Annotated in this window: 1 protein-coding gene; it reads right to left on the bottom strand. The window is 39.4% G+C overall.

Annotated elements, in window-relative coordinates; all coding sequences use genetic code 11:
* The coding region (locus J7R13_RS09365; RefSeq protein WP_281432500.1) for an MnhB domain-containing protein at positions 1-388 on the bottom strand (388 nt) is incomplete at both ends.

The following is a 388-nucleotide window of genomic DNA, read 5'->3' as shown; positions in this document are numbered from 1 at the left end:
CATATTGAAAAAAGGAGGTTAAAAAAGGATACCCAACGAACCAAGCTCCCATTCCCGTTGCGACTGACAACAATAAGCCAAAACCTAACCACCGTAAAGGCAAAACTCTCAAATGATTTTCCACCCAACGAATATCCCGTGCAAGATATTGTAAAATAAAGCCTATTGCTAAAGTCACACCACCAACAAATCCACCTCCTGGAAGATCATGCCCCCGCATAAATAAATAAATCGAAAAAACGATAATAACTGAAAAGAGCCAACTCATAATAACAGCAGGAATAGTGAGATAATTTAATACTGTATCACCCAAATTCCGATCAGACTGTGCCATATCAAAAGCTCTCTGAACACGTTGTTGAAACGGAGCATCAATACTTTCAGGAGC

This window comes from Bartonella taylorii 8TBB (genome assembly GCF_902825155.1).
Classification (GTDB): Bacteria; Pseudomonadota; Alphaproteobacteria; order Rhizobiales; family Rhizobiaceae; genus Bartonella; species Bartonella taylorii_A.
The sequence above is the reverse complement of the archived record's forward strand: the minus strand, read 5'-3'. Positions and strand labels throughout refer to the sequence as shown.